Source organism: Limnohabitans sp. (assembly GCF_034680285.1).
Classification (GTDB): Bacteria; Pseudomonadota; Gammaproteobacteria; order Burkholderiales; family Burkholderiaceae_C; genus Limnohabitans_A.
Window position 1 is genome coordinate 72243 of sequence record NZ_JAXITC010000006.1, and the last position, 21306, is coordinate 93548.

Below are 21306 nucleotides of genomic sequence, written 5' to 3' on the forward strand. Positions count from 1 at the left end.
CCTTCCAGCATGTCGTTCTACACCTCTCTCACCGGGCTGAACTCAGCCACCGCCCAACTGGCGGTGACTTCCAACAACATCGCCAACGTGGGCACCTCGGGCTTCAAGCGCTCGCGGGCCGACTTTGGCGACATTTTCTCGACCTCGCCTTTGCAAAAATCGTCCAGCAACATTGGACAGGGCGTGTCGCTCAAGCAAGTGAGCCAGGAATTCAGCCAGGGCAATATCTCCACATCGGGCAACTCTCTCGATCTGGCCATCACAGGCGACGGCTTCTTTCCCCTGAAGACACCCGATGGTCTGCAGGACACCTATACCCGAAACGGCTCGTTCACCTTGAACGACCAAAACAACGTGGTGAACTCCACCGGACAACGCCTGATGGCCGCCTCGGTGGACTCGTCCGGCAAAGCCGACTTGACCAACTTGAACGCACTGACCATCCCGCCCAAAACATCTGGCGAGGCGGTGGAAACCACCAAAATCCAATTGGGATTGAACCTGCCCGCTGACTCGGCCGTGATCACAGCCGACTTTGACCGCACCAACCCCAGCACCTACAACAAAAGCACCGCTTTGACGGTGTATGACAGCGGCGGCAACGGTTACTTGGCCACGGTGTACTACGCCAAAACCCAAAACGCCACACTGGACAGCCCGTTCTCCAAATGGCAAACCTACTTTTTCGTGGGTGACACAGAAGTCAAGCCTGCCCTCCAGCAGGCCACTGACAACGTGGGCAGCAACTATTTTGTGAACAAGTATGGCGACGTTTTGCCCAAGAGCGACCCCCGCGTGGTACCCAGCTCTGGTACCACCGAGATGTATTCCCTGGACCAGCTGACCGACATTCGCCCTTCGTCGCCTGCAAAGGCTGTGGGCACTGCCCTGCCCGCTGAAGTCTACGCAGCAGGTTCATTTGTAGAAGACCCAACAGGCTCAGTGAGTTTCAAAATCAAAGTCGATGGCGCTACTGAGCCCACTGAAATCACTTATGAGTTGCAAGAGACCGACAAAGACCCACAAGTGCTGGCTCGCCACCTTGAAATCGCCATCAACAACGTGATGGGATCGTTGGAAGACACGGAAGCAACTGAAGATACACCCGCAATCGTGAACGCTCGCTACGGCATCACGGTGGAATTTGATCCCGACACCGCGAAGTTTTCCATCTCTTCCGGCACAACCGGCGATGGCTCCAGCATCTCTATTGTAGAAGCCGATGCGGCAGCGATCACCACTTTGGGGCTCGAAGAGGCTCCCAACTTGACGGTAGTTGCCTCGACGACAGAGGCACTGCGCGGCAAGCCCAGTTTGCCCGCTGTGCTGCGCGGCGAAGTCATGACCATCAACACGGCCAAGAGCGTGCAGGTCACCTCCTCCAACAAAGACTTCTTTGTCTCGGTAGACGGCACCGTCAAAAAGATCGAACTGCCCTTCCCGACCACTTACACCAACATCGAAGGTTTTGCCAAAGCGCTGCAAGACGAGATCAACACCATCACAGACCCTGAGACGGGCCGCCAAGTGTCGGGCGTGACTGTGGCTTTCGACACCAAAACCAAACAGCTGAGCTTCACCACCGGCACCACCGGCAGCAATTCTGCGATCCAAGTCACGGGTTCTGCCGACTGGGGCTTGGCCAACACCGAAATGCAGTTTGGAGCCACGACCGATTGGAAAAAACTGGCGCAATTCACTGAAAACGGTGCTCTGCAATTTGTGAAGAACGGTGAACAAACCGAAGACGCAACCGGTTTGTCGAGCAAAACCGAATGGTGGCCCGTTTACCTGGACCGTGGCGAGTTGAGCTTCGATCTGACTGGCAAACCCGTTTCCCCATTGACAGGCATGCCTTTTGAAACCGCCTTCTTGCAAGGTGGTAAAGGTGCTCTGACCATGTCGATCGACTTCACCAAGTCCACCCAATACTCCAGCGCATTCGCTGTGCTGTCACAGTCGCAAGACGGCGCCCCTGAAGGCGAGCTGATGGGCTTGAACATCGGCCCTGACGGTTTGGTCAATGCCACTTACTCCAACGGGTCACAGGTGTCCTTGGGCAAGATCGTTTTGGCCAACTTCTCCAGCCCCTCGGGTTTGCGTCAGGTGGGTGACGCCAGTTATTTGGCCTCCGCCTCTTCTGGCAGCGCCAAGATCGGTGAAGCGGGCTCGGCCGGCTTTGGTTCAATCCGTGCGGGTGCCACTGAACGCGCCAACGTGGACTTGACGCAAGAGTTGGTGGACTTGATCACCGCGCAACGAAATTTCCAGGCCAACGCCAAGGCGATTGAGACCAGCAGCACGATGACCAGCGCGATCATCAACATCCGGGCTTGAGCTCGTAAAGCACTGAGAAAAATACCATGGACCGCCTTGTTTTCACTTCCAACGCCACCATCAAGGAACAGGCGGTCGCACGCCAGGTGCTGGTCAACGACTTGTCCAATGTGTCCACGGTAGGTTTCAAAAGCAGCTACGACGTGGCCCTCAAAACCGTCAAGGTCGAAGGCGCTGGTTTTGACTCCCGTTACCAGGCACAAGCTGTGGCTCGCGATCAAATCCGCCTCACGCCCGGCCCCGTCATGGCCACCGGCCGTCCTTTGGACATCGCGATGGCTGAAAAGGCTGTTTTGGCTGTTCAAGCGCCCAACGGCGATGTGGCCTTCACGCGCCGCGGAGACTTAAAAATCAACCCTCAAGGACAACTTGAAAATGGTTCAGGCCACTTGGTGCTAGGCAATGGTGGGCCGATTGCCATCCCGCCAGGCTTGATGGTTTCCATCAACCCCGATGGCTCGGTTTACGCCAAAGACCCTGCGCAACCGGCCACGGCACCCATGTTGTTGATTGATCAATTGCGTTTGCGCGATGCTGGCGACACCAAATTGGGTCGCCGGCAAGACGGTCTGTTCAAGGTCGATGGCCAGCCGGATGGCACCGATCTCGCCTTAGGCGACGCACAGCCACGCGTGATTCCTCAAGCACTGGAAGGCAGCAACGTCAGCGCCATTGAAGCCATGACCCGACTGATCGACCAATCTCGCAGTTTTGAAACCCAAATTCGCATCATCAAGGAAACCAAGGCACTCGACGAGTCCGGTGCTTCCATGATGAAACCCGCCTAAACACTGACAGGAGCCCCCCATGGATGCATCAATGTGGATTGCCAAAACCGGCCTGGACGCGCAGCAAACGCGCATGTCGGTCATCTCGAACAACTTGGCCAACGTCAACACGACGGGTTTCAAACGCGACCGTGCTTCGTTCGAAGACATGCTCTACCAAAACCTGCGCCAACCCGGCGCCCAGGTGGGAGCCGACGCTCAAGCCCCAACAGGCCTGATGTTGGGCACAGGTGTGCGCATTGTCTCGACCGAAAAAACACACACACAAGGCAGTTTGGTTTCCACCAAAAACGCACTGGATTTGGCCGTTCAAGGCGATGGTTTTTTCCAGATTACCCAGTCCGACGGCACCACCGCTTACAGCCGTGACGGCGGTTTCAAGTTGTCGTCAACAGGTCAGTTGGTGACGGCCAATGGTGCACCCTTGCAACCGGCCATCACAGTTCCTCCTAACGTGGCCAGCATCACCATCGGCCAAGACGGCACCGTGTCTGTCGAAGCTGCAGCCGGCGGTGGCAGCCAGGTGATCGGCCAGATCCAGATCGCGCGCTTTGCCAACCCGGCAGGTCTGCAATCGATGGGTCAAAACCTGATGAAGGAAACCACCGCCAGTGGCGCTCCACAAGTCAGCCAGCCTGGCGTGGGTGGTGCTGGTCAGCTGATGCAAGGTGCCTTGGAAGCTTCCAACGTGAATGTGGTGGAAGAAATGGTCAACATGATCGAGACCCAGCGGGCCTACGAAATCAACTCCAAAGCCATCTCGGCGGTAGACGGCATGTTGCGCTTCCTGAACAACAACATGTAAGCCACAGATGAAAAAAATCTTTGTCTCCCCTTCTGCATTGGTCATATTGTTGGCGCTGGGCTTGAGTGGCTGCGCCACCAACCCCACCCCCATGGCCCACACCCCCCAATTTGCCCCCGTCTTGCCTGTGGCCATCGAAAAACCACGCTTGGCCACTGGCGCCATTTACAACGGCCGTCAAAGCGACAACTGGTTCGGCCGTGTTCGTTCTTACAACGTGGGAGACGTCATCACCGTGTTGCTCAACGAATCCACCCAAGCGGGCAGAACTCAAAAAGGCTCTGTCACGCGCACAGCCTCCAACGATGTGATTCCTTCTGTCGGCAATGCGCCCAACGGTTTGAACGCGCGGGTACAGAACATGCGTTTGCCCACCAAAATTCTCGGCACAAATCTCCAGGGCATCATGGGTGGCGTCGACTTGAGCAAGGCCAACATCAAGAGCGAGGGTGGCGGTGAAGCCGACCAGCAAGCCAGCCTGATTGGCGATGTCTCCGTGACGGTTTCCGAGGTCTTGGCCAACGGCAACCTGATGGTTCGCGGTGAAAAACAACTGGCCTTGACCGAAGGCGCAGAAATCATCCAGGTCAGCGGCATCATTCGCCCTGAAGACATCTCTCCCAACAACACGGTGCAATCGCGCCGTTTGGCCAACGCACAGATCGCTTACCGCGGCACAGGTGACATGGCCAACGCCGCCAAGGCAGGCTGGGGCACCAACGCCCTGATGAAGTTCTGGCCTTTCTAAAGCCAAACCACGCAAGAAAATCCCATGAAATCCGCCCTTTTTTCTCTCATCGTCTTGCTTGGCTTGTCAGGTTCTGCCTGGGCTGACCGGGTCAAAGACTTGGCCTCTGTGGCCGCTGGCCGCACCAACCAACTCATTGGCTACGGTTTGGTGGTGGGTTTGCAAGGCACTGGCGACGGCGCTGATGTGTCCTTCACCGCCCAAAGCATGAAAGCCATGTTGGCACGGTTGGGCGTGGGCATTGACGGCCCTCTGTCTGACTTTGAACAAAGCGCCACCAGCGGAAAAATCGACATCAAAAACGTGGCCGCAGTGATGGTGACTGCCGAGTTGCCCGGCTTTGCCAAGCCTGGCCAAAAAATCGACATCAACGTATCGGCCATCGGCAAGGCCAGCAGCCTGCGCGGCGGCAGTTTGTTGCTCACCAGTTTGCGTGGTGTAGACGGCGAAATCTATGGCTTGGCCCAAGGTGCGCTGACAGCCACTGGTGTCGATACCAGCGCAGCCGGCTCCAAAGTCAGCATCGGTGTTCCAACCGCTGCACGCATCCCAGGCGGCGCCACGGTCGAACGCATGGTCGATACACCTTTCGAAAAATCTGACCATGTCGTCATGAATGTGCGCGAGTCGGACTTCACCACCACCACCGCCATCGTCAATGCCATCAACAAGAGCTTTGGCAGCGGCACGGCACAAGCCTTGGACGGCATGTCTTTCGCGGTCAAAGCCCCCAGTGACATGTCTCAGCGTGTGTCATTCATGAGCATGGTTGAAAACCTGGATGTGGTCCCCGGAGAGCCACCGGCTCGCGTCGTGATCAATTCCCGCACGGGCACTGTCGTGATCAGCCGCAATGTCCGCATCACCGCTGCCGCTGTTGCGCACGGCACCATTTCAGTGGCCATTGCAGCCACCAACGAGGTGTCGCAACCCAACGCTTTCTCTAACGGTCAAACGACCCCGGTACAAAACGCTGACATTTCGGTCTCAGAGCCAAAGAACCCGATGTTCCTGTTCCAGCCCGGTGTGGACTTGCGCCAAGTGGTGGATGCCGTCAACCAAGTGGGCGCGACCCCTTCTGCCCTGATCGCCATCCTGGAAGCCCTGAAAAGCACAGGCAGCTTGCGCGCCGAATTGATCGTGATCTAAAGAGACCGCCATGAACGACTTGTCCACCAACACCTCCAGCACCTACCTGGACTTCAACGCGCTCACGCGCCTGAAGGGTGAGGCGGCGCAAGACCCGTCGAAAGCCATCCGCAAAACATCGGAGCAGTTTGAGGCTTACTTCATTCAGCAGATGATGAAGACCATGCGCGAGTCGATCGAGAAAAGCGACTTGGTCGAAGGCGGCAACATGGACACCTACCAAGACCTGATGGACAAAGAAATGTCTTTGGAGATGGTGAAACGCGGTGGCATGGGTGTCGCGAACATGATGGAAAAACAAATGCTGCGGGCTCAAGAGCTTAGCACCCAGGACGCTTTGCGCCTGCACGCACCCAAGGCCGAAGCGAAGGCCATGTCACTGAACCCTTCGCGTGAAGCCATGCAGCTGAATCCCGAAGTGGTCAAAGGCTACCAACTCGAACGCTTCAATGGTTTCAAACTCGACAGCGTGACACCGGGAGCTAAACCATGAGTGATTTGCTCAGCATTGGCAGCTCGGGGGTCACCGCTTACCAGCGTGCTTTGGCCACGGTCTCGAACAACATCGCCAACGTCAGCACCGATGGCTATACACGGCAAGATGTTTCCCTCAGCTCCAACCAACCAAGACAGGTGGGCAACAGCTATCTGGGAACGGGTGCCCGCTTTGATGCCGTGCAGCGCCAGTACGATGCCTTTGTCGAGTCCAACCTGCGCAACAGCAACAGCGATTTGGAAAGCCAAAAACCCCTGCTGTCTTACGTCAACCGACTGATCGACGTCATGGGTGACGAGAGCATTGGCCTGACCACGGCCATGAACCTGTTCTTCGAGTCGGCCAGGGACTTATCCAGTGACCCTGCATCGGTGGTCACGCGAAGCACGTTTTTGCGCGATGCTGAGGGTCTCTCGTCACGCTTCCAGCAACTGGCTGGGCAATTTGAACTGCTGGACAACGAGACTCGCCAATCGGTTGACACCGATGTGGGACAGATCAACTCATTGACCCAACAGCTGGGCTTGCTGAACAAGCAGATGGTCAAGCACAGCAGCGCCGACAACCAACCGTCTGAATTGCTCGACCAACGTGACCGCTTGCTGCGCGAACTGTCGAGCTTGATTTCTGTCAAAACCAAATTTGAGGCCAACGGTGCTGTGTTGGTGAGTGTGGGCGATACGTTGGACCAAGGCATTTTGGTGCAGCAGTCCAACACCCGCGCCATCAGTGTTTCGCAATCGAGCATCGACAAAAACAAACTCGAATTTGCCATCGACGCCTACGGAACGCCAGAAACCATGCCGGGCATCAGCAGCGGCAAAATTGGCGGCATCATGAATTTCCGGGAGCAGGTGCTCAACCCGGCTGCCAACTCGCTGAACGATCTGGCCGAGGTCATGACCCGTGAGATCAACGCCATTCACCGTGAAGGTGTGGACGCTGAGGGTCTGTTGGGCGGCGATTTGTTCGCTTTCAGTGCCGACAAACCTTTGCAAGCCGCAGGCATGCAAATGATCGTCAAAGATGCCAACCGGGTCGCTGCTGCAGGTCAATTCCGGGTCATCGACAACCCTTTGAATGGCGGTACAGCACAGGCACGGGTCACCTACAAAGCACCCGATTTTGCAGGCCCCACGTCCTTGCTGGGTGAGTTGGCCCTGGGTCAGATCCCGCAAATTGGCTCGGTCACGGTCACCACCAGTGCCGGTCAAGCCTTCGCAAGCCTGGGCTTGGTACCCGTGGGCACGCAAGACTTGTCCTTGACCCTGAAAAACCCCACTGCCAACCAATCGTTTCAAGTGCTGACGCGTGACGGTCGCCATGTTCTGGGACGGGCATTGAGTGCAGACCAACAATCACTGTTGCTCAAACCGAGCAACGGTGTAGAAGCTGGCGCCACCTACAACACCAGCTACCTCAACGCCTCTGGCGCAGCAAGCTATTTGGAGATGGACATCTTCATGGGTGCCAAAGCCGATGTCGGCCTGGTTCAACAGTTCAACCCCGCCACCCGCGAATTGTTGGCACCCCAAAAAACTGCGGCTGTGCTGACTGGCAACACATTTTCAGGCTCAGTTGGCGGCATTGCAGCGGGCGCCCTCACCCTCAATGGCCACACATTACCAGCACTGGCAAGCGCCACAGACTTGGACACCGTTGTCGACTGGCTCAACGCTGAGTCGGCCAGCACAGGCGTCACAGCAAGCCAAGTTGAAGGCAAACTGGTGCTCTCTCGTCCGGTCGGCGACACCACAAATGACATTCGATTGGGCATGGGGCCCAACGGTACCCCAGCCGACTTGGGCAAACTTGGCTTTGACACCCGCATATCGGTCAAAGGCGGTACCACAGACGACCTGTTGGTTTTTGTGACCGACAACAGCGGTGGTGCCAGCACCGCAGAGGTGACGGCTCAGTTTGCAGGCGTCGAAGGCGGCATGAAGCAAACCTTGCGGGCTTCGCCACTCAAAGTGACTTTCACCACAGACAGCACTTATAGGATTTTGGACACCCGCACGGATACGGTGGTAGCCGAGCGCCAGTTGCAAATTGATCCCAACAACTCAACCCCGAGCTTGACCTACCGTGGTTTGCGCCTGGAGTTTTCGACAGCGCCCAAAGCTGGCGACGTCTTCAACATCGATGGCAACAAAGACGGCATCGGCAACAACGAAGCCATGCTGCGCATGGTGGCACTGGAAGACGAAGCGATCATGCCGGGTGGCTTGACCATGACAGAGGCGTACATCGAACGCGTGAATCAAGTGGGCAGTGTGGCCCGGCAGGCTGCCATTGCCGAACAGGCCCTCAATGTGGTTTACCAACAAGCACAAGAGGCACGCGACGGCATCTCGGGCGTGAGCTTGGATGAAGAAGCCTCTGCCTTGGTGCGTTTTCAACAAGCTTACCAAGCCAATGCCAAGGTCATGCAAGTGTCCATGGCCTTGTTTGACTCCATCTTGCAAGTGCGCTGACCGGAGGCACCATGAAAATATCGACCTCATTTTTGTTTGACCGCGCCACCGAGCGCATGAGCAACATCCAGAACCGTTTGGCGACCACGCAGGCGCAGATGGCCGAGTCCAAACAAATCCTCTCGCCCAGCGATGCCCCAGACCAAGCAGCCGCCATTCAGCGCCTCAAGGGCGAAGTACAACGGCAGGACAGCCACATGCGCACACTCGACGTGGCCATGCGTCGCTATACAGCTGAAGAAACAGCCTTGGGCGCCTCCAACGACATCCTGACACGCATGAAAGAGTTGGGCATTCAGGCAGCCAACGACACCTTGGCGCCCGATGATCGCAAGGGGGTTGCGGTGGAACTCAAAGCCTTGCGCAACCAATTGCTCAGCTTAGGCAACACCCGTGACGACACGGGCAACTACCTTTTCTCAGGTACACGGGTCAACACACCGGCCTTTGCAGAAGACGCCAGCGGTCAAGTCGTGTATCAAGGCGATCAAACCCAAACCCGCATTCCAGCTGGGGAAGAGCGCACGGTTCAGTTCACCCGCGCAGGTACCGATGTGTTCAGCCGCGTGGTACGAGACAGCGGCGAAAGTGTGGGATTTTTCAATGCACTCGACCACATGATCGAAGGAGTTGAAGGCAGCAAGACCGACGACATCCGGCAAGGCATCTCTGACCTCCAGCAAATGCACAGCAACTTGACGCTTTCACAAGTTCAAAACGGTTCTGACCAAACGGTGGTTCAGTCTCAACTGGATGTGTTGGACGAGACCAGTCTCCGTTTCAAATCCACTCTCTCTGAAATTGAGGACTTGGACTACGCTGCTGCGGTGACGCGCATGAACAAGGAAATGATGGCCTTGGAAGCGGCCATGGGCAGTTTTTCAAAGATCTCCGGATTGAGTCTTTTTGATTACATCCGAGGGTAATGCTTTCGCTCTGAACTCAGCTTTGGCCAATTGGTGCCGATTCACACATTAAGACCTGAAACGTAACCCACTTCAAAAAATCTACCCCATGGCCACCAGCAGCAACATTGTCAATTCACTCGGTGCCGGATCCGGCATCGACATCAAAGGCTTGGCGCAAAGCTTGGTGGATGCCGAGAAGACACCCCAAAAAGAACGAATCGACGCCAAGATCAAGCAGTCCGAGGCCAGGATCACCGGTTATGGGGCGATGAAATACGCGCTCTCGGAGCTGAAAACAGCCTTCGAAAAGCTCAATGATGCGAGTGACTTCAGCTCCATCAAACCGAGCAACACCCAACCAACTGCGCTGGCCATCACGGCAAGTTCGACCGCAGAATCGGGGACTTACAGCATCAATGTGTTGCAAACGGCATTGGCGCAGCGCACTGCTACCACCACCTTTGCGGCAAGGGATACCTCATTGAACAATGGCGCTGCTTTTTCGCTTTCCTTGAGCAGCGGCGGCACCGTGACCCCTATTTCAGTCACCACGCCAACACCAGCGGGCATGGTCAGTGCCATCAATGGCGCAAAGCTCGGCGTCACAGCCCAATTGATCAATTCGGGCAATGGTCATCAGTTGATTTTGACGGGTCAGCCTGGCGCCGATCAAAGTTTCACGATCACCACCGCTGGTACATCAGATACCGCCACAACGCCCTCCGCAGAAGGAAATCCGCTTGAAGTCACGGCAGACGCAAGTGCCACGGCAGTTTCTGTCAACTACTTAGACGAGCAAGACAACACCGTCAATTTGCCACTGATCAAAGGTGGTGATGGTGTTTGGCGCCCCGCCGACGAGGACTTTTTAACCCCAGCCAATATGACGGTTGATGTGGTGAAGCCCACACGGGTACTGCCCGTCTTCAGTCAACAACTTCAGACGGCAACCAATGCACGATTCGAGATCAACGGCTTGCTGGTCACCCGAAGCACCAATACCGTGACCGATGTCATCGATGGCGTCACCATCGACCTGTTTTCCAACACCTCAGGGGCCGCCCGCATCGATCTGAATCGCGATACCGCCAGCATCAAAGACAACATCAAAGGCTTGGTCACGGCTTACAACGACTTCGAGGCATCGCTCAAAATTTTGGGCGACCGTGAAAGCGAAGTCGAGGAGTTCGGGGGCTCTTTGGCTGGCGAAACTCTGCTCCAATCCGTTCGGTCACAAGTGCGGGCCATGATCACCGACACTTCCAGCACACCGGGCACCAACATCAAAGCAGCAAGAAACGTGGGCTTGAGCTTAGACCGCAATGGCAAACTCAATTTGGACGAAGCCAAGCTCGACACAGCGCTACAAGACAACTTCAGTGAAGTGTCAACCATGTTCAGTGCGGGCACCAACAACCAAAGCATTTACAGCACGGCACCGGGTGGTATCGCTGGAGACGCCATCAACAAAATCGAGAAGATGTTGCGCCCCACAGGCGCTATTGACGCCAAAACCAGAAACAACACCACCAAGATAGAAGCCTACAAAAAGGAGCTGGAAGTTTTGGAGCAACGGATGGAAAAGCTGCTCAACCGCTACATGAGCCAATTCAGCATGATGGAAAGCATCGTGGGCAGCAGCACCAGCACCCGCGAGGGCCTCAAGGGTACTTTTGAAGGCATGTCCAAAGCCTACGGCAATTGATTTTCCGAAAGCATGGCAAGCCGATTCACAACCATCAATCGCGTTTGCTGAGTTCCCGCTCGATGCGTTTGGTTTGTCGCAGCTTCACGGTATCAACACCCAACGCTGTGGCCGCCGGGCTGGAAAACAGCGCTGCATGCTCCAAGAAGAGCAAGCGATTCTGGGGCAGCATGAGCTGATTGGCCGCTTCCGGTTGTTTAGGCGCCCACTCGGTCGCCAAAGACTGCGTCAAGCCCAAAGAAGTCTGCGGCAAGGTGCTGGCCAATATGTCGGCCTCTTGAACCAAAACCGTCAAACAATTCGGCTGCATGAGATCAAATGCCTGCGTCCGGACTTGCAAGTGGCAACCTTTGACCCGTGCAGGATCGGTGGCCATGATGCAATCCTCCAGGGTTTGGCGGTCCGCCATCGTCAAACCCGCTTCGGTCATCCAAGGTTGTAAATCTTGTACCGCACGCGCTTCAAACTCACCTGGCTGCGCATTCGAGCCGCCGGGGTGTAAGAAATCATGCCCAGTCATGATGGCCAAAGCCATGGCGGCAACGCCTGGCTTCCGTGCCCCGGGCACGTCCAAGAGCGCTGACGTTTTGAGCAAATAGGTCATGCAGACCAAGGTATCTGCGATGTGCAATCGGTTGTGGTACGCCGGCTCCAAGCCTTGGGCGTGGCGCCGAATCCCATCCTGTTCAACTTGCTCGGCCACCAGTCGACCAAAGGCGAGCAAGCTGTGGGCAGAAGTACCCTTTCGCGGCGTCGGTAAACCCAGCTGAGCCCAAGCACGGTCAAACACCAAGGGCAACCCTGGCCATTGCTCGGGCCAAGCGCGCCGCAAGTTGCGCAATGAAATGCTCACGTCTTGCAATGTGGGCATCGCCATGAGACGGGAGCCAGCCATTTCAGACTTTCGTGCGCAAAGCGTTTTGCATGTTCTGCTGCAGCATCATGGCTTCAAAAACAGCCGTCAAAATGGGCGATGCCGTTTTGAGCAATCCCCGCAGACCTTCGGCCGTGATTTCCAGCAAGACCGTGCCATCACCCGCGAGGGCTGTGGCACCACGAATACCGCCCTGCAGCATCGCCTGCTCACCAAATGAGTCGCCTTCTTTCAAAGTCGCAAAAACAGCACCCGTATTTTTGTCGGCCATCCGAATGGTGCCAGACTGAATAAAGTACAGCTTGTCAGCGGGTTCACCCGCTTTGAAGAGAATTTGGCCCTCTTCGAGCTTGATTTCGTCGAATGTACTGCTCATGGCAACAATGGCGGTGGTGAGGTCAGCTGCATGGTGCGCATGACGGTGGACTTGAGAATACCCTTCAAGCCTGGTGGCATGTTCTTCACCAGTTTGGAGATCACATAAATTGGGAAGACCCGAACCTGGACGTCGTCTACAGCGACGGCATCCATGCTGTAAGGCAAACCCCCAACTCCCTCGGCCAAGCCAATCACGCTGCCAGGGCCCAAGCGGTAGATGTCTTCACCCTTGACCCCCAAAACAGCCCCTTTGATCACGAAGTAGGCGGAGCTGACAGGCTCTCCTTGACGGGCAAACCGAGTTTTGGCGCGGATCAAGGATGTGCTGAGTTCTGAAGAACCCCACAAGGAAAAGTACAAGCGCTCATTGGCATTGAGTTTGCCAGAATGGTAGAGCTGCATGCTTTGCTCGGAGTAAGGGTCTCGAACACCCAAAGCGTGCAAATGCTCAATATTCACCGAAAAGGAAGCTGCAACGAATTTGCTAGTGCTCATGGCATCCCCTTGGCCGATCACAAGCCAAGCATCGTGGATTCAATAATAAAGCCAACATTCTACATGAATATAAAGTAATTAACAAATTAGAGCAAGCATTGCAAGTTTTTAGCATTTATACCAATAAATGAATCAATAACAAAAATTTTGGCACCATCATGGTTATGATGGCGCACACGCGAATCATCGCGCGCACCGATGGCACCTCCGTGGTGCTGTCTGTTCCATCACCGTTTTCTATCTGCTCATGAACCACTTCAGTGTCAACATTCGCCTCTTCCTCTTGGTCGGGCTTCTGTCTTTGGTGTCCATCATTGTGGGGCTGACAGGACTCAAAGGCATGTCCCAGTCGGTCGATGGCTTGCGCACCGTTTACGAAGACCGGGTGGTGCCTTTGCGCGACCTGAAGGTGATTGCCGATCTTTACGCTGTGAACATCGTCGACATGGCGCACAAGGTGCGCAACGGCAACATTGAGTGGGAAGAGGCCCGCAAAAACCTGAAAGATGCACGGCAAGGCATCACGAAAACTTGGACCGCTTACAAGGCCACCTACCTGGTTGAACAAGAAAAGAAACTGGTCGCCACCATCGAGCCCATGCTGGCCGAAGCGGAAAGCAGCCTCAACCAACTCCAAAGCATCTTGGAAGACGAAGACCGCAAGGCCATCGCACGGTTCACGATTGACACTTTGTACCCCGTCATCGACCCCATCAGCACCAAGTTTTCTGAACTGATCGAAGTCCAACTCGACGTTGCCAAGTCAGAGTACACACAGTCACGTGAGCAATACGAACACTCGCAACTGATCAGCATCGTCTTGCTTTGCGGCGGCACATTGCTGGGCATTTTCTTGGCCATGCGCATTGTGGGCTCGGTGGTCAAGCCCCTCCGCGAGATGCAAGAAGCTGCACAAAATGTGTCGCAAAATTTTGACTACACCACACGCATTCAAGTGGCCCAAGACGATGAGGTGGGTGCCACCGCACGCGCCTTTAACACCTTGCTGCAAGCCCAGCAAACCGCCATTGCACAAGTCAACAGGGTGGTCCAACATTTGGCTGACGGCGAATTGAACCAGCGCATCGAAGGCGATTTGCAGGGTGACTTGGGCCAAATGAAACGGGCCATCAACAACTCTTTGGACAGTGTCCAGCAAACCATGAGTGGTTTCAACGGACTGTCTAAGGCCCTCTTGCATGGGCAGTTCGACCATCACATCGACATCAGCACCACCCGTGGCGACTTCCGCGAAAGCCTGGCCCAAGCCGCTACGGCATTGCAATCACTGCACAGCATGATCGGCGACGTCGACTCGGTGATGGCCTCGGTGGCTGCGGGCGACCTGACGCAACGTGTGCACAGCGATGCTTCGGGCGATCTGCAACGCCTCAAGAGCAACATCAACAGTTCCTTGGATGCCTTGGGTCATGCACTTGGTGCTGTCCACAACAGCACCCGCCAAGTGGCTGCTGCTGCCAACCAAACCAGCACTGCCATCGGTCAAATTTCTGATGGCGCACAAAATCAAACCCATGCCATCAGCCAAGTCGCCTTGGCCATCCGGCACACCGCGGAATCGGTCACCGATGTGTCGCGCAACACCGCCATTGCCAGCCAGAAGTCGCGTGACTCCATGGCCATCATGCAAACCGGCATGGGCAAAATGACCCAGATGGTTCAAGTGGTGAACAACATCTCGGTCCACTCGGACAAGATCAACAAGATCACCGAAGTGATCGAAAAAATCGCCAACAAAACCAACCTGCTGTCCCTGAACGCGGCCATCGAAGCCGCCCGTGCAGGCGAGCACGGCAAAGGCTTCTCGGTCGTGGCCGAAGAAGTGGGCAAACTGGCGGCCAGCAGCGCCGAAAGCTCGCAAGAAATTGCCCGTTTGGTTCAGCAAGCTGTGGCCGAGACAGCACAGGCTGTGCAAGTGGTTCAAGAAGTCAACCGCGACATGTCCATGATCGAGCAAGGCTCGCAAGAAACCGACCAAATGCTGCAACGCATCTCCTCGGCCTTGGAACAACAGTCCGCCGCCGTGGAAGAAATCAACTCCAACTTGGGCAGTTTGGACCGCATCGCCATCAGCAATGCGTCTGCCTCTGAAGAAATCACCGCCACCGTGATCGAGTTGTCGAAACTGGCGGAACAAACCCGTCAAGATTTAGGCCGCTTCACCGTTTGACCGTGGACACGGGAGCCCCTGGGTTGGGGCTCTCCACACCACCGCCCTTGATCATGGCTGCCTGCCAAGCCCCGCCCTGACCCACAAAATCTTGAGTTTGATAAATCCTACAAACTCTCGGTTTTGTGATTTTCCTTACAATCCTGACACGGTTTCACACCATCAGGCCCACTTCTTGAACCAACTCCCCTTTTTGACCCGTGCACCCAAACCCATGGTTTGGCTCTTGCTTGGTTGCTGGCTGGTCTACAGTTTTGGCACCCTGGCTTGGTACCTGTTGAACGATCCCGCCTTCATGGCCAGCATTTGCAAAGTAACTTAATATGATTTCGAACACGGGTGAATCGGTTTCGGGTTTCGCAGAGCACATACTCCAGCCCCAACGCGCTGCAGCCGACCGGATCATGCTCAGCATGATGATCTTTTTGCTGGCGATGTCATTTGGGGTGGGTTGGGCGACCGAGAGTCTGGAGTTGGCCTTTCTGGTGGGCCTGCCCGCTTGGCTGGTACCTGCTGCCATTTACCGCATGGCCCCCGGCTCACTGGCCTCGCGCTTGGCCATCGCCTTTGCCTTGATGGTTTTTTGCGCACTCACCATCCAGCAAACACAGGGCATGATCGAGAGCCACTTTGGCATCTTCGCCTTGCTGGCTTTCTTGCTCTACTACCGCGATTGGCGTCCGATCGTGGCCGCAGCGGGTTTGATCGCGGTGCACCACGTTGGATTTGGTTACTTGCAGGCTGTGAATACAGGCGGCATCACCCTGCTGCCCGGGCAAGTACACCTGACGGTCATTGCCATCCACGCGGGCTATGTGGTGTTTGAAGCCGCTGTGTTGATTTTCATGGCCACCATTTTGAAGCGCGAAGCCTTGGAATCAGCCTTGGTCGCTGAGCTGTCAGGACAAATCAGCGAAGGTGATTTTTCGGCCCGTGGCCCTGCCATCGATGGCTCAGAGTTTCCATTGTTGCACAAAGTATCGACCATGCAAAAATCTTTGCAGTCGACCTTGAAAGACATCATTGGCGTGATGACCGCTGTCGCCCAAGGCCACTTGGACCGCCGTGTCACGGTCGAGGCCCGTGGCGACCTGGGTGCGCTCAAAGAAAACATCAACCAAAGCATCCACGTTCAACAGGCCGTCTTCCAAGACATCACCCAAGTCATGCAAGGTGTTGCCCAAGGTGATTTTGCGATGCGTGTGACCGCCGAAGCCAAAGGGGAACTCAACACCCTCAAGCAAAACATCAACCAGAGCATGTCTGCCCAGCAAACCGTCTTCCAAGACATTCGCCAAGTCATGCAAGGTGTGGCGCAAGGGAACTTGCAACGCCGTGTTTCTGCCCAAGCACTGGGTGACTTGAACGAACTCAAGGACAACATCAACCAGTCATTGGATGCCTTGCGTGAAGCCATGACCACCATCCACCTCAATGCCCGTCAAGTAGCGGCCGCGTCGGGTGAAGCCTCGAATGCCATTGGACAGATCTCGGACGGGGCGCGTCACCAGACGGACGCCATCAGCCAAGTGTCCATGGCCGTTCGGCAAACTGTCTCTTCCGTCACCGAAGTGTCTGAGAACACCGAAGTCGCCAGCCAGAAGTCGCGTCAGTCCTTCACCTTGGTGCGCGGCAGCATGGTCAAGATGGATGAGATGGTCAAGGTGGTCAACAACATCGCTGCCAACTCTGAGAAGATCAACAAAATCACCGAAGTGATTGAGAAAATCGCCAACAAAACCAACCTCTTGTCCCTCAACGCGGCCATTGAAGCGGCACGCGCGGGCGAACATGGCAAAGGCTTTGCCGTGGTGGCCGACGAGGTGGGCAAACTGGCACTGAACAGTGCGGAGAGCTCGCAAGAGATCGCCATGCTGGTCAAGCAAGCCGTCGAGGAAGCACACAGTGCCGTGAAGGCCGTGATGGACGTGAGCCAAGACATGTCCGGCATCGAACGCGAAACCCAGGCCACAGACCAAATGCTCCAGCGCATCGCCTCCGCCTTGGTGCAGCAAAGCTCAGCGGTGGAGCAAATCAATGTGAACCTGAACAACCTCGACCAGATCGCACAAAGCAACTCGGCCGCATCCGAAGAGATTGCGGCCACGGTGGTGGAGTTGTCCAAAATCGCCGACGCCACGCGCCGGGAAGTCGAACGCTTCGAAACCTGAGGCGTGTTGGTGGCAGGGGGCAACGCCCTGCCCCGGCAAAGTCTCCATGAAAAAGGCCCTGATTTCAGGGCCTTTTTGGATGCTTCAGACCTTCAAGGCTCAAGAGCGAGTGCCAAGCAACTCCTTGATCTGAGACATCAAATCCACCCCTTTGAACGGCTTGGACAGACTGGCATCAGCCCCCGGCACCTGAATGCTCTCAATGCCATACCGCTGCATGATGTTGCGTGTGCTGCCAGACACCACAATCACCGGCACATTGGGCCAGATCTGCCGCAGCTGCTCCACAAAGTCGACCCCATCCATTTTCGGCATCACCAAATCGGTGATGACCAGATCAATGGCGTGTTGTTTCAAGTAAGCCATGGCCTCGTGGCCATTGGTGGCGGTGATGACCGTGTAACCCGACATCTCCAACATTTCCTGCACACCCGCCCGCAACAGCTCTTCATCGTCCACCAACAAAATGGTGGCTGGTTCATGTGACATGTGAGATCTCGATCAAAAAATGTATCAAGCCTGTGTGCAGGGCAAGCTGATGGTGAAGGTCGTGCCTTGGCCTGGTGCAGAGACACAGTCAATGGTGCCCCCCATTTGGGTGATGATGCTGCGCACCATCGCCAAACCCAAGCCCGTGCCCTTGCCAACCTCTTTGGTGGTGAAGAAGGGCTCAAAAATACGCGACATGATTTCGGCAGGAATGCCATCTCCGTTGTCCGAGACAGCAATCGACACATGGCTGGCGTCAGGGCGTCCCAGCTTGATGCCAATCAAGCCATCGCGCCGGTCACCAATGGCATGGCTGCCATTGACACACAGGTTGACAATCACCTGCTGCAAAGTACCGCTTTGGCCCCGCAAGATCACCCCTGAAGTCAGGGCCTGTGCATCCACCACAATGTCAATGCCCTTCAAGGTCGCTTGCAACAAGCCCTGCGTTTCCTCGATCACGGGCAACAAGTCGAAGGGTACCAAGACCTCTTCCTCGTCATGGACGCTGCCGTCCTCTTCCAGGCGCTTGCGTTCACGGCCCAAGGCATTGAGCTTGAGCACAATGTCACGGGCGCGGGTGGTGGCTTGCAAAATGGCAGATAGGTTTTTGGCCGCTTTGGTCTCACTGCCCAATTTCATCTCCACCAATTCGGCGTGGTTTTGAATCACACCTAACAGGTTGTTGAAGTCATGCGCCACACCCGCGGCGAGCTGACCCAGGGCATCGAGCCGCTGAGACTGCTCCACCTTTTGCACCATGCGCAGGTTTTCAGCTTCTTTTTCTTTGATTTCGCGCATGTCCTTGATGGTGACCACCGCACCCGTGAGGCGGTTGTAAGGGTCCACCAAGGGAGAGGCGGTCAAAACCACAGGCAGCAAGCTTTCTTGCTCGCGGTGCAGCACCATCCAATCGATGTTGTGCATGCGCCGAATCATGAAGGCGCTCAAGGCATCCAAGTCCGGAATCAGCCACACCATCATCTCTTCATTGCTACCAGCTGCCTGCGGGACCAACAAGGTGGGCAAACGCATGATGGGGGCATTGCCGGCACGCCATGCCACCTCGATGATCAGAGGATCGTGGCCCGCGTTTTCCACTTCGGTTTGATCGCGCAAGGCCAACAACTCTCTGCTGGTTTGCTCGGCCAAAAGCAAAGGCTCGGAGCTCGACTGAGGCGGCACGGTCAAGCCCAACAAAGCGCAGGCCGTCGGTGTGGCCCACTTCAAACGCCCGATTCTGTTGGCGTACAGCAAGGGAATCGGCAGCGACTGGACCAACCCAGGGTCTTGCGCCAAATCCTGAACCAAGCGGCGCAGCAGCAAAGACGTCTGCAAGGGCAACCAATAAGCCAGGTCATGCCCCTTTTGTTGCCCCGGGAGCAACTGATGAACAGGTTGAAGAGCCGTGCTGGACTTGTCACTGCCCAACAAATCGAGCGCCATGGGGTTGGCACTGATGACACGACCCAAACGGTCCAACCGCAGCACGCCGTCTTGCATCGCGTCCATGCTCATTTCGAGCAGTTGGTGCTGAGCTCGAATTTCTTCACCCTTGTTGACCAAACTCGACACATCGTGCAAGTTGATCACCGTCTGCTGAGGCATGCCCGAAGCATCGGCCAAAAACGATGAACTGACGCGCACCGGAATGTGCGTGCCCGAGCGGTTGCGCAACTTGGCAATCATGGCTTCTTCATCACCCGGCGTGAGCTTTTGCAAGGTGGTGGAATTGGCCACACCCCAAGGCAAGTCGCGCTCTCCTCGGACCAAGACCAAGGTCATGCGCTCGCCCAAAAGACGGTGGTTGATGAAACTGATCTCCACCGAGTGCAAAGGCGCGCCGTCGCGCCAACGCATGGGCAACAGCTGACCAGAACCCGAGCGGTAATAAGTGTCGTCACTCGAAACCAGGGCCATCAAATCTTGCAACTCATCAGCAGGTGCATCGTTCAGCATGGGCCAAAATGGCATGCCCTTGAGCTGATCGACGCCACAGCCCAACAATTGCGCCATCCGGTGGTTGGCACGCAGAACTTGTCCGTCCAAGTCCACAACCAAAGCACCCAGCAGGTTGTCAGTCAAGACTTCCCAATAGGCCGCGGCGTTTTCGACACCCAAGCGGGTCAGCATGTGACCGTAACCCTTGAAAATCGACAACAGACGGGTTTCATCTTCCTCAAACAGCAAACTGCTGGGCTGGCCAATCAACAAATCGCGGTCAAAGCCTGTCAGCTTGAGCAAGGCAGGGTTGCAATCTTCGATGCGTCCCGCTCTGTCCACCACCACCAAGCCACTGTGCATATTGCCCAAAATGTCATTGACATAAGACATTTGCTTTTTCAGGGCCACCTCGCTGTCTTGAAGCTTTTGGTGGTTGTCTTGGAGCTCACGCGTCAAATGATTGGCGCGAGATAAAGAAGCCTGCAAGGTATCGCGTGCACTGGCCGACTGCATCGCCACCGCAATGGCGGCAGAAACCGGCTCCATCAGAGCCTCCAACTGGGACGGTAGCGCCTGGAATGCTGTCATCAACAACACGCCACGCACTTGGTCCTCAATCACCAAAGGCACCAACACCACATCACCCGAACCGGTGTGGCTGACTGTCTGGAGCAAGGCGCTGGGAATCTCTGAATTGCGCAAAATGGTTTTGCTCGCAGCCAATGCCTGCAAGCTGGCGTAAGCACAGGTCAAGGACTCGGGCAATGCCAAATGCTGCCCAGTCGACGCGCTTTGGCGGTGCAAGGTACATTCGGCGTGCAAACGGCGGCTTGCAGTGTCTGCCTCCAGCACGTAAACAGCACAAGAACTCAAACCCAAAAAACGGGTCAATGTCTGCGAAACCTTGTCCGACAGCGCTTTGGGCGTGTGGTCATGCCGAACGGTGTCGTGAATCAAGGCCAAACCTTGGTCACGCCAGGACCGCTCGTCGTGGTGCGTCTTGGCTTTTTGCAAGTTGCCCACCACCGTGGCCAAGTCGCCCAACACCCCTTGACCGCCCTGTTCCAAAGTGGCTTGCACCTGAACCAATTGGTCTTTGGCCAGCAAATGCGTCACTTCGGCCAACTCAGCGGGCGTTGCCCCTAAATGACTTTGGTCAATTCGCCACCACAACCAAGCCGAAAGGAAAACCACCGCCGACAAGGCGACGGTCACGGCCCACTGAACCGAACTCCCCCAACTCGACCCCAGCAGGCTGGTCAGCAAAAGGCCCACCACACACGCCAAAATTAAGCTCATCCAAGCTTTGGGGGTCCATGCGCGAAACAGGTTCATAGAGAGCTGACCTCAA

Annotated in this window: 17 protein-coding genes; 12 read left to right on the forward strand and 5 right to left on the reverse strand. The window is 56.0% G+C overall.

Annotated features, from left to right (window positions below; all coding sequences use genetic code 11):
* Positions 1-9: 9 nt before the first annotated feature.
* The 9 genes from SWE17_RS06870 (at position 10) to fliD (ending at position 11413) form a co-directional block, all read left to right on the forward strand.
* Complete coding sequence (locus SWE17_RS06870) at positions 10-2337, forward strand: flagellar hook-basal body complex protein (RefSeq protein WP_322992364.1); 2328 nt, start codon at positions 10-12, stop codon at positions 2335-2337.
* Positions 2338-2363: 26 nt separating this feature from the next.
* Complete coding sequence (locus tag SWE17_RS06875) at positions 2364-3125, forward strand: flagellar hook-basal body complex protein (protein ID WP_322992365.1); 762 nt, start codon at positions 2364-2366, stop codon at positions 3123-3125.
* Positions 3126-3144: 19 nt separating this feature from the next.
* Complete coding sequence (gene flgG / locus SWE17_RS06880) at positions 3145-3930, forward strand: flagellar basal-body rod protein FlgG (RefSeq protein WP_322992366.1); 786 nt, start codon at positions 3145-3147, stop codon at positions 3928-3930.
* 7 nt (positions 3931-3937) lie between these two features.
* The gene (locus SWE17_RS06885; RefSeq protein WP_322992367.1) at positions 3938-4678 is read left to right on the forward strand and encodes a flagellar basal body L-ring protein FlgH; all 741 of its coding nucleotides are present in this window, start codon (positions 3938-3940) and stop codon (positions 4676-4678) included.
* A 24-nt stretch (positions 4679-4702) separates the two neighbouring features.
* Entirely contained in the window at positions 4703-5827 is a 1125-nt protein-coding gene (locus tag SWE17_RS06890; protein ID WP_322992368.1) for a flagellar basal body P-ring protein FlgI, read from the forward strand.
* 10 nt (positions 5828-5837) lie between these two features.
* On the forward strand, positions 5838-6320 hold the full coding sequence (locus tag SWE17_RS06895; RefSeq protein ID WP_322992369.1) for a rod-binding protein: 483 nt from the start codon (positions 5838-5840) through the stop codon (positions 6318-6320).
* Complete coding sequence (flgK, locus tag SWE17_RS06900) at positions 6317-8800, forward strand: flagellar hook-associated protein FlgK (RefSeq protein WP_322992370.1); 2484 nt, start codon at positions 6317-6319, stop codon at positions 8798-8800. The genes SWE17_RS06895 and flgK overlap by 4 nt, the downstream gene beginning before the upstream one ends.
* 11 nt (positions 8801-8811) lie before the next feature.
* Positions 8812-9726 carry a flagellar hook-associated protein FlgL gene (flgL, locus tag SWE17_RS06905; protein WP_322992371.1) on the forward strand — a complete coding sequence of 305 codons (915 nt, stop codon included), beginning with the start codon at positions 8812-8814 and terminating at the stop codon, positions 9724-9726.
* An 88-nt stretch (positions 9727-9814) separates the two neighbouring features.
* Complete coding sequence (gene fliD, locus SWE17_RS06910) at positions 9815-11413, forward strand: flagellar filament capping protein FliD (protein WP_322992372.1); 1599 nt, start codon at positions 9815-9817, stop codon at positions 11411-11413.
* A 34-nt stretch (positions 11414-11447) separates the two neighbouring features.
* On the opposite strand, the gene SWE17_RS06915 is transcribed toward fliD, so the two are convergent.
* Genes SWE17_RS06915 through SWE17_RS06925 form a run of 3 tightly spaced genes read right to left on the reverse strand, consistent with a single transcriptional unit; the run spans position 11448 to position 13160 of the window.
* Positions 11448-12308, reverse strand: coding sequence for a hypothetical protein (locus SWE17_RS06915; RefSeq protein WP_322992373.1), 861 nt, complete (start codon positions 12306-12308; stop codon positions 11448-11450).
* Position 12309: 1 nt separating this feature from the next.
* A complete protein-coding gene (locus SWE17_RS06920; RefSeq protein ID WP_322992374.1) occupies positions 12310-12663 on the reverse strand; it encodes a cyclic nucleotide-binding domain-containing protein in 354 nt (117 codons plus the stop codon).
* Complete coding sequence (locus SWE17_RS06925; RefSeq protein WP_322992375.1) at positions 12660-13160, reverse strand: Crp/Fnr family transcriptional regulator; 501 nt, start codon at positions 13158-13160, stop codon at positions 12660-12662. The genes SWE17_RS06920 and SWE17_RS06925 overlap by 4 nt, the downstream gene beginning before the upstream one ends.
* Positions 13161-13407: 247 nt before the next feature.
* Between SWE17_RS06925 and SWE17_RS06930 the strand changes: the two genes are divergently transcribed.
* From SWE17_RS06930 to SWE17_RS06940, 3 genes are all read left to right on the forward strand, one after another.
* Positions 13408-15351 (forward strand): HAMP domain-containing methyl-accepting chemotaxis protein, encoded by a 1944-nt coding sequence (locus SWE17_RS06930; RefSeq protein WP_322992376.1) that lies wholly within the window; start codon positions 13408-13410, stop codon positions 15349-15351.
* A gap of 175 nt (positions 15352-15526) precedes the next feature.
* A complete protein-coding gene (locus SWE17_RS06935; RefSeq protein ID WP_322992377.1) occupies positions 15527-15673 on the forward strand; it encodes a hypothetical protein in 147 nt (48 codons plus the stop codon).
* Position 15674: 1 nt separating this feature from the next.
* On the forward strand, positions 15675-17522 hold the full coding sequence (locus SWE17_RS06940) for a methyl-accepting chemotaxis protein (protein ID WP_322992378.1): 1848 nt from the start codon (positions 15675-15677) through the stop codon (positions 17520-17522).
* A gap of 99 nt (positions 17523-17621) precedes the next feature.
* On the opposite strand, the gene SWE17_RS06945 is transcribed toward SWE17_RS06940, so the two are convergent.
* The gene (locus tag SWE17_RS06945) at positions 17622-18011 is read right to left on the reverse strand and encodes a response regulator (protein ID WP_322992379.1); all 390 of its coding nucleotides are present in this window, start codon (positions 18009-18011) and stop codon (positions 17622-17624) included.
* Positions 18012-18035: 24 nt separating this feature from the next.
* Positions 18036-21290, reverse strand: coding sequence for an ATP-binding protein (locus SWE17_RS06950; protein WP_322992380.1), 3255 nt, complete (start codon positions 21288-21290; stop codon positions 18036-18038).
* Positions 21291-21306: the final 16 nt, after the last annotated feature.